Origin of the sequence: Microbacterium sp. ISL-103 (genome assembly GCF_018613995.1) — a bacterium.
Classification (GTDB): Bacteria; Actinomycetota; Actinomycetes; order Actinomycetales; family Microbacteriaceae; genus Microbacterium.
The window spans coordinates 1-6,947 of record NZ_JAGGPD010000011.1; the positions used below are offsets into that span (position 1 = coordinate 1).

7 protein-coding genes, 1 tRNA gene and 1 pseudogene are annotated in these 6,947 nt (G+C 68.1%); 2 read left to right on the plus strand and 7 right to left on the minus strand.

Annotated elements, in window-relative coordinates; translation table 11 throughout:
* From J7E68_RS00605 to J7E68_RS00615, 3 genes are all read right to left on the minus strand, one after another.
* Positions 1-278, minus strand: a 278-nt coding sequence (locus J7E68_RS00605; RefSeq protein WP_215168888.1) for a ribose-phosphate pyrophosphokinase-like domain-containing protein, incomplete at its 3' end; no start/stop codon positions are given.
* Between the two features lie 9 nt (positions 279-287).
* The gene (gene glmU / locus J7E68_RS00610; RefSeq protein ID WP_215168890.1) at positions 288-1,718 is read right to left on the minus strand and encodes a bifunctional UDP-N-acetylglucosamine diphosphorylase/glucosamine-1-phosphate N-acetyltransferase GlmU; all 1,431 of its coding nucleotides are present in this window, start codon (positions 1,716-1,718) and stop codon (positions 288-290) included.
* 1 nt (position 1,719) lies between these two features.
* Positions 1,720-1,791, minus strand: a tRNA-Gln gene (locus tag J7E68_RS00615).
* Positions 1,792-1,862: 71 nt separating this feature from the next.
* Here J7E68_RS00615 and J7E68_RS00620 point away from each other — a divergent pair.
* Both J7E68_RS00620 and J7E68_RS00625 read left to right on the plus strand, forming a co-directional pair.
* Complete coding sequence (locus J7E68_RS00620; RefSeq protein WP_215168892.1) at positions 1,863-2,357, plus strand: MarR family winged helix-turn-helix transcriptional regulator; 495 nt, start codon at positions 1,863-1,865, stop codon at positions 2,355-2,357.
* Between the two features lie 12 nt (positions 2,358-2,369).
* Positions 2,370-3,299: a pseudouridine synthase gene (locus J7E68_RS00625; protein WP_215168894.1), complete on the plus strand. Its 930-nt coding sequence runs from the start codon at positions 2,370-2,372 to the stop codon at positions 3,297-3,299.
* Here the strand turns inward: J7E68_RS00625 and J7E68_RS00630 are convergent.
* The 4 genes and pseudogenes from J7E68_RS00630 to J7E68_RS00645 all read right to left on the minus strand — a co-directional run.
* Entirely contained in the window at positions 3,253-3,945 is a 693-nt protein-coding gene (locus J7E68_RS00630; RefSeq protein WP_215168896.1) for a methionine ABC transporter permease, read from the minus strand. The genes J7E68_RS00625 and J7E68_RS00630 overlap by 47 nt on opposite strands.
* Positions 3,945-4,988 carry a methionine ABC transporter ATP-binding protein gene (locus J7E68_RS00635; protein ID WP_215168898.1) on the minus strand — a complete coding sequence of 348 codons (1,044 nt, stop codon included), beginning with the start codon at positions 4,986-4,988 and terminating at the stop codon, positions 3,945-3,947. Before J7E68_RS00635 ends, J7E68_RS00630 begins: the two co-directional genes overlap by 1 nt.
* Before the next feature lie 99 nt (positions 4,989-5,087).
* The gene (locus tag J7E68_RS00640; protein WP_215168900.1) at positions 5,088-6,005 is read right to left on the minus strand and encodes a MetQ/NlpA family ABC transporter substrate-binding protein; all 918 of its coding nucleotides are present in this window, start codon (positions 6,003-6,005) and stop codon (positions 5,088-5,090) included.
* A 91-nt stretch (positions 6,006-6,096) separates the two neighbouring features.
* Positions 6,097-6,947 (minus strand): annotated as a pseudogene (locus J7E68_RS00645) (Na+/H+ antiporter); the annotation flags it as partial.

Here is a 6,947-nt window from a genome sequence, read left to right on the forward strand (position 1 = left end):
TCCATGCGCCACTCGTTCACCGGCGCGCCGAAGGTCTGGATGAGGAAGGGATCGCAGCCGCGGATCGACACGTCGAACCGCGCGTAGATCTCGCCGGATGCGAAGGTGCGGTGCTCGGTGGGCACGACCTCGGTGCCCAGGGATGCCGCCACCGCCGCGGTCAGCGCGGGGTGCGAACGGCCACCCGCGACCACGAGCCGCTTCTTGGTCTTGGCGACGAGGCCTGGGGCGATGCCGTTGTCCCGGTCCAGATCGACCGTCTTCTTCTTGCGCGCCATCGTATTCGCCTATTCCGCCACTCGGGATCGGGCTGCGGCGTCTGCCGCGCCCGTGCCTGCCCTGTTCTTCTCGACCCAACCCTCGATGTTGCGCTGAGGGGCGACGCTCATGGCAAGAGAACCGGCGGGGACGTCCTTTCGGACGACGGCGCCGGCACCTGTCTTGGCGCCAGCTCCCAGCCTAACGGGCGCGACGAGGGTCGTGTGCGAGCCGGTGTGCACCTCGTCCTCGACGACGGTGCGGTGCTTGTTCACATCGTCGTAGTTGGCCGTGATGGTGCTCGCGCCGAGGTTCACGCCGCGGCCGATGGTCGCGTCGCCCACGTACGACAGGTGCGGGACCTTGCTGCCCTCGCCGATTTCGGCGTTCTTGGTCTCGACGTAGGCGCCGATCTTGCCTCGTGCGCCCAGGACGGTGCCGGGACGGAGGAACGAGAAGGGGCCGACGGTGGCCTCGGCACCGATGACGGCGAGGGTGGCATCGGTGCGGCGGACGATCGCGTCCTCGCCCACCTCGCAGTCGACGAGGGTCGTGTCCGGCCCGATGATCGCGCCTTCGGCGATGGTCGTCGCCCGCAGGATGTGGGTGTTCGGGAGGATCGTGACGTCGGGCGCGAGCGTCGCGTCGTCGTCGATCCAGGTCGTCGTGGGATCGATCACGGTGACGCCCTCGAGCTGCCAGCGGCGCACGATGCGGCGGTTGAGGAGGCGACCGACCTCGGCGAGCTGCGCCCGGTCGTTGACACCGTAGGTGACGGTGACGTCGGAGACGACGGATGCGGCGACCCGGCTGCCGTCGCGACGGAGGAGCCCCGGCACGTCGGTGAGGTACATCTCGCCCTGCGCGTTGTCGACTCCCACCGACGGGAGGTACTTGCGCAGCGTTCCGACGCGGAACACGTACATGCCCGCGTTGATCTCCCGCACCGCTGCCTCGTCGTCGTTCGCATCCTTCTGCTCGACGATGCGGTCGACGCCGCCGTCGGCGTCGCGGATGACGCGACCGTAGCCGTTCGGGTCGTCGACGACCGCGGTCATGAGCGTCGCCTCCGCGTCTGCCGACCGGTGCGCGTCGAGGAACGACCGCAGGGTGTCGGCATCCGCCAGCGGGCAGTCGCCCGAGAGCACGAGCACGTCGCCGTCGAAGTCGGCGGGGAGCGCGTCGACCGCGACCTGCACCGCCCGTCCGGTGCCGGGGACCTCGTCCTGGTCGATGAAGACCGCGTCCGGATAGTCGGCGGTGAGGGCGGCGACGACCTGGTCGCGTTCGTGCCGCACGACGACCTCGACGTGCGAGGCCTCGAGCCGACCGGCCGTGGTGAGGACGTGTCCGACGAGCGGTCGTCCGCCGATCGGGTGCAGCACCTTGGGCAGGCGCGAGCGCATACGGGTGCCTTGGCCAGCGGCGAGGATGATGATGGCGAGATTGTTCCCAGTCATGCTCCGCCGCCAGGACTCGAACCTAGACCTAACAGCTCCAAAGGCTGTCGTGCTGCCATTACACCACGGCGGACCGCTGCCCCCGAGGGAGCCGCGGGTCAAGTCTGCCACGTCCGCCTGCGTGCAACCGGCGATAATGGACGGATGACAGAGGCTGATGAGGTTGATCGGATCGTCGGCGCCTGGAACACCCAGCGCCCCGACCTCGACTTCTCACCCCTCGAGGTGCTGTCGCGGATGGACCGGCTGACCCGCCTGCTCGACCGCGCGCGCCGCGATGTGTTCCGACGCAGCGACCTCGAGGCCTGGGAGTGGGACGTGCTGTCGGCGCTGCGCCGCGCGGGAGCGCCGTTCCAGCTCTCCCCCAAGCAGCTGCTGCAGCAGACGCTGGTGTCGAGCGGAACCATGACCAACCGCATCGACCGCCTGGTCGGTCGTCGCTTCGTGCGGCGAGAGGCCGATCCGGCCGACGGCCGCAGCATCCTGGTGACCCTCACGGATGACGGACGCATCAGGGTCGATGCCGCGATCACCCGTCTGGTCGACGTCGAGGCAGACCTGCTGCAGGGGCTCTCCCGCGGCGACCGCGATCGCCTGGCTGCGCTGCTGCGCAAGCTGAGCCTGAGCTTCGACGCGTGAGGGCCTGAGCACATGGCGATTCTGTCTCCTCTTCCGGTGCGCGACGGCGTCGGTGCGACACGCCTGCATGTTCCTCTTCGGGGCGAGTGGCCCACCGTCGCCGCGTACATGATCGACCGCTTCTTCCATCTCGATGCCGAAGGCCTGCTGTCGCGCTTCGACCGCGGTGAGATCGTGGCTCACGACGGCACCCCCCTCGCTCGCGACACCCCCCTGGGCGCCCGGGAGTTCATCTGGTACTACCGGGACCCGCCCGTCGAGACCCGGCTTCCCGTCGAGATCGAGGTGCTCCATCAGGACGACGACCTGGTGGTCATCGACAAGCCGCACTTCCTGCCGACCATCCCCGGCGGCAAGTTCCTGCAGAACTCCGCGCTGATCCGCCTCCGCAACCTGCTCGGCAACGACGAGCTCGCACCGATCCATCGCCTCGACAGGGCGACCGCCGGGGTGCTGATGTTCTCGGCCCGGCCGCAGACGCGGGGGCCGTACCAGCTGCTGTTCGAGAATCGGCAGGTGCAGAAGGGCTATGAGGCGGTGTCCGATCGTCCGGACGACTGGGATGCCTCGCGGTACCCCCTGGTGGACCGCAACCACATCGTGAAGCTCCGCAACGAGCTCAAGGTGCAGGTCGACGACGAACGGGAGCCGAACGCCGAGACGGCGATCGAGGTGATCGATGCCGACGCGCACGTCGTGCACACGCTGCTGCGACCGCACAGCGGCAAGATGCATCAGCTGCGGGTGCACCTCGCGGCGCTGGGCCTCGGCATCCTGAACGACCCGTTCTACCCCGAGCTGCGCGGCGAGAGGCCTGACGACTTCGATCACCCCATGCAGCTGCTCGCGCGCGAGCTGTACTTCGTCGATCCGCTGAGCGGCGCGCCGAGGGTCTTCACCACGACGCGCACGCTGCAGGAGGCGCCTCCCAGCGGCGCATGATCCTGCGTGCGAGCCAGGTGCCGAGCATCTGGACGAGGTGCACGAACACCACGATCAGGACGATCGCCGTCCACATCACGACCGGCTCGAACTGCCGGAATCCGTAGATCTGGGCGAACGCGCCGAGGCCGCCGCCGCCGATGAGTCCCGCCATCGCGGTCATGTCGATGAGCGCCACGACGATGAACGTGTAGCCGAGGATCAGGGGTCCGAGCGACTCGGGGATCGCCACAGTGAACAGGATCCGCGCCGGCCCTGCTCCCATGGCACGAGCCGCCTCGATCACGCCGGGCGACACCGACACGAGGTGCTGTTCGACGATGCGACCGATCGCGAAGGCCGCCGCCAGACCGATCATGAACGCGCCGGCCGTGGTGCCGATGCCCGTGCCGACGACCACGCGGGCGAAGGGCTGGGCGACCGCGACGAACAGTACGAAGGGGATCGGACGGAAGAAGTTCACTCCCAGGTTCGCGATGACGGCGACGGGCCTGTTCTCGGCGAGCCCGCCGGGACGCGTGACGTAGAGGATGACGCCGATCGCGAGTCCGAGGATGCCGCCGAGCACCAGTGCGAACGACGTCATGTACAGGGTCTCGAGCGCGGCCTTCCAGAGGTCCGGCCACAGTTCGTTCAGACGATCCATCAGCGCGCCTCCTCTTCTGCGATCTCGGTGACTTCGACGCGGTGCGCGACGTCGGCGAGCGTGCGGTCGATCACCGCGTCGTCCCCCCGGATCGCGAGGGTCAGGTGGCCGAAGGCCCGACCGCGGATGTCGTTGATGCCGCCGTACACGAGCTCGAAGTCGAGTCCGGCGCCGGCGAGGTCGAGGAAGACCTGCGCCTGAGACGAGTCGCCGTCGCGGAACGAGAACGTGACCAGGCGACCGTGATGGCGGTCGCGCAGCACGGCCCGCTCGGACGGCGAGGGCACGCCCTTGACGACGGTGCCGACGAAGCGCTGCGATGCGGGGTTCTGCGGAGCCGAGAAGACGTCGAACACGTCACCCTGCTCGATGACGCGACCGTTCTCCATGACCGCGACCTTGGTGGCGATGGTCTGGATGACATCCATCTCGTGCGTGATCACGACGATCGTGACGCCCTGCTCCTTGTTCACCCGCTTCAGCAGATCGAGCACCTCGTGGGTGGTCTGCGGGTCGAGGGCGCTGGTGGCCTCGTCTGCGAGGAGGATCGCAGGGTCGGTGGCCAGGGCGCGGGCGATGCCGACACGCTGCTTCTGCCCGCCGGAGAGCTGCTCGGGGTAGGCCTTCGCCTTGTCGGCCAGGCCGACGAAGCTCAGCAGCTCGGTGACGCGCTTGTCGATGTCGGCCTTCGCCCAGCCTGCGAGCTTGAGAGGGTAGGCGATGTTCGCCTTGACGCTGCGCGAGGCGAACAGATTGAACTGCTGGAAGATCATTCCGATGCCGCCGCGGACCTTGCGCAGCTCGCTCTCTCTGAGAGCGGTGATGTCGACGCCGTCGACGGTGATCGTGCCGCCCGTCGCGGGTTCGAGGGCGTTGATCAGCCGCACGAGAGTCGACTTGCCCGCACCGGAGTATCCGATGATGCCGAACACGTCTCCCTTCTCGATCGAGAGGGTGACGTCGTCGACGGCCACGACCTCTGCCTCTTCACGGGCGCGGGACGGGTACGTCTTCGAGACGTTCGTCAGGGTGACGATCGGCATGGGTGCTCCGGTCTGCTTCGGGAACGAAGAATCGGGTGACGCACGAAGCGCCACCCGATTCTCCCTCATCGGACGGGGGTGTCGTTGACCCCTGTCGTCTTACTTGTTGGCCTCGGTGTCTTCCTGGACCTTCTTCAGCGAGGCGACCAGGTCGTCGACCGGCGTCTGCAGCGGCACGGCGGTGTCGCCCGACGACTCGAGCAGACCGGCCTGCACGTCTTCGTTCGTCTGGAAGATCTCGACGAGCTTGAGGTAGGTCTCGTTGTCGGCGTCTTCGGCACGAGCCGCGAAGATGTTCACGTACGGCAGCGCGTTCGGGTCTTCGGGGTCATCCTGCGCGATGGCGTCGTCGAACGTGAGGCCGGCGTCCTCGACGAAGTCGTTGTTGATGATCGCCGCGGCGACATCCGGCAGCGACGTCGGGATCAGCGCGGCCTCGAGGGCTGTGACCTCGACCTTGGACTTGTCGGTGTCGACGTCGGAGAGGTCCGAGAAGATCGTGCCGCCGCTCTTGAGCTCGATGAGACCGGCCGACTGCAGCACGAGCAGCGCGCGTGCCTGGTTCGACGCGTCGTCCGGAACGGCGATGGTTTCGCCCTCGGGGATGCTGTCGACGTCGTCGTACTTCTGCGAGTAGAGGCCGAGCGGGTAGATCGCGGTCGAGCCGATGGGCTCGAGGTCGGATCCCGACGCGGTGTTGTACTCGGCGAGGTAGACGATGTGCTGGAACTGGTTGAGGTCGATCTCGCCCTCGGTCAGTGCGGGGTTCGGCTGCTCGTACGAGCCGAAGTCGACGAGCTCGACCGTGATGCCCTCGTCAGCGGCTGCCTCGACGAAGGGAGCCCACTGTGCGTCTCCCTTGCCGACGACACCGATCTTGACGGTCTCATCTTCGGAGCCGCCACCGGAACCGGCCTCGGAGGATGCGGTCGCGCAGCCTGCGAGTGCGACGAAGAGGGGGACCGCGGCGAGCGCGGCGATGACGGACGTGGTCCGACGGGATGCTGTGATGGACATGAGTGTTCGGGTTCCTCTCTTGGGGGACTCGAATACGTTAGGCAGCACGACGACGTCGGCGACAATCGAGTGTCACAGAGCGTCACAGCTCTCAGTCGTACTCCTCGATGCCCTGCAGTCGCACCTGTTCGAGGTCGAGTCTCGCCGAGATGCGCCGCACCACGAGGTCGTCCACGGTGCCGTCTCTGCGCAGCCCCAGGAGCACCTCGCGCTTGCGGTCGATGAGGGCGAGCTTCAGTCTCGTGTGCTCTTCGTGACGCAGGAGCGGCGATCGCTGCATCACGTCGACATCCGCCGAGGTCGCGAGCATCTGCAGGGTCCTGACCTCGCCGTCGGTGCCGTCTCCGGTGGCGGCGTCGACGTCCGGCATCCGCAGTGCCACCGGCGCTGAGCCTGCGGAGGCCGCATCCGCTCCCCCGTCCAGCTGCTGGCCGTCGCCGCCGAGCGGGTCGGGTTCGCCCAGCATCACGTCGAGCGCCTGCGCCTCGGCATCGACGATCGCCTGCTCCCGCGCCAGCGCACGGGCGTTCGAGAACTCGAGCATCTGGTACCCCTCTGCGCGCACCTTGTCGCGGATCTCCTGCCCGACGCCGTGCTCGACCGCCAGGTCGTCGAGGGCCGCGAGAGCAGCTCCCGAGATCGCGCGCTCCGCGAGCTCGTACTCCTCGTCGTCGGCATGATCGACCGGGAAGCGTGCCCAGCGGACGATCGCCGGAAGCAACGGCGCCTGCACCAGCAGGCTCAGGAGGATCACCCCGGCGGTGATGAAGACGATCTCGTCGCGGCCCGCGATCTCTCCCTCGGTCGCACTGGCGACCGGCACGGACAGGGCGACCGCGAGCGAGAAGGCACCTCCCATGCCCGCGACGGTCGACCCCGCCATCGAACGCGCCCTCGCACCGCGAGACGGGCGCGCGGCCCGCCGGCGGTGGAACGGCGCGT

What these genes read in the sequence shown, in the direction of transcription:
- glmU (WP_215168890.1), bottom strand. Translation starts at nt 1,718, where the DNA reads ATGACTGGGAACAATCTCGCCATCATCATCCTCGCCGCTGGCCAAGGC.
- J7E68_RS00620 (WP_215168892.1), top strand. Translation starts at nt 1,863, where the DNA reads ATGACAGAGGCTGATGAGGTTGATCGGATCGTCGGCGCCTGGAACACC.
- J7E68_RS00625 (WP_215168894.1), top strand. Translation starts at nt 2,370, where the DNA reads ATGGCGATTCTGTCTCCTCTTCCGGTGCGCGACGGCGTCGGTGCGACA.
- J7E68_RS00630 (WP_215168896.1), bottom strand. Translation starts at nt 3,945, where the DNA reads ATGGATCGTCTGAACGAACTGTGGCCGGACCTCTGGAAGGCCGCGCTC.
- J7E68_RS00635 (WP_215168898.1), bottom strand. Translation starts at nt 4,988, where the DNA reads ATGCCGATCGTCACCCTGACGAACGTCTCGAAGACGTACCCGTCCCGC.
- J7E68_RS00640 (WP_215168900.1), bottom strand. Translation starts at nt 6,005, where the DNA reads ATGTCCATCACAGCATCCCGTCGGACCACGTCCGTCATCGCCGCGCTC.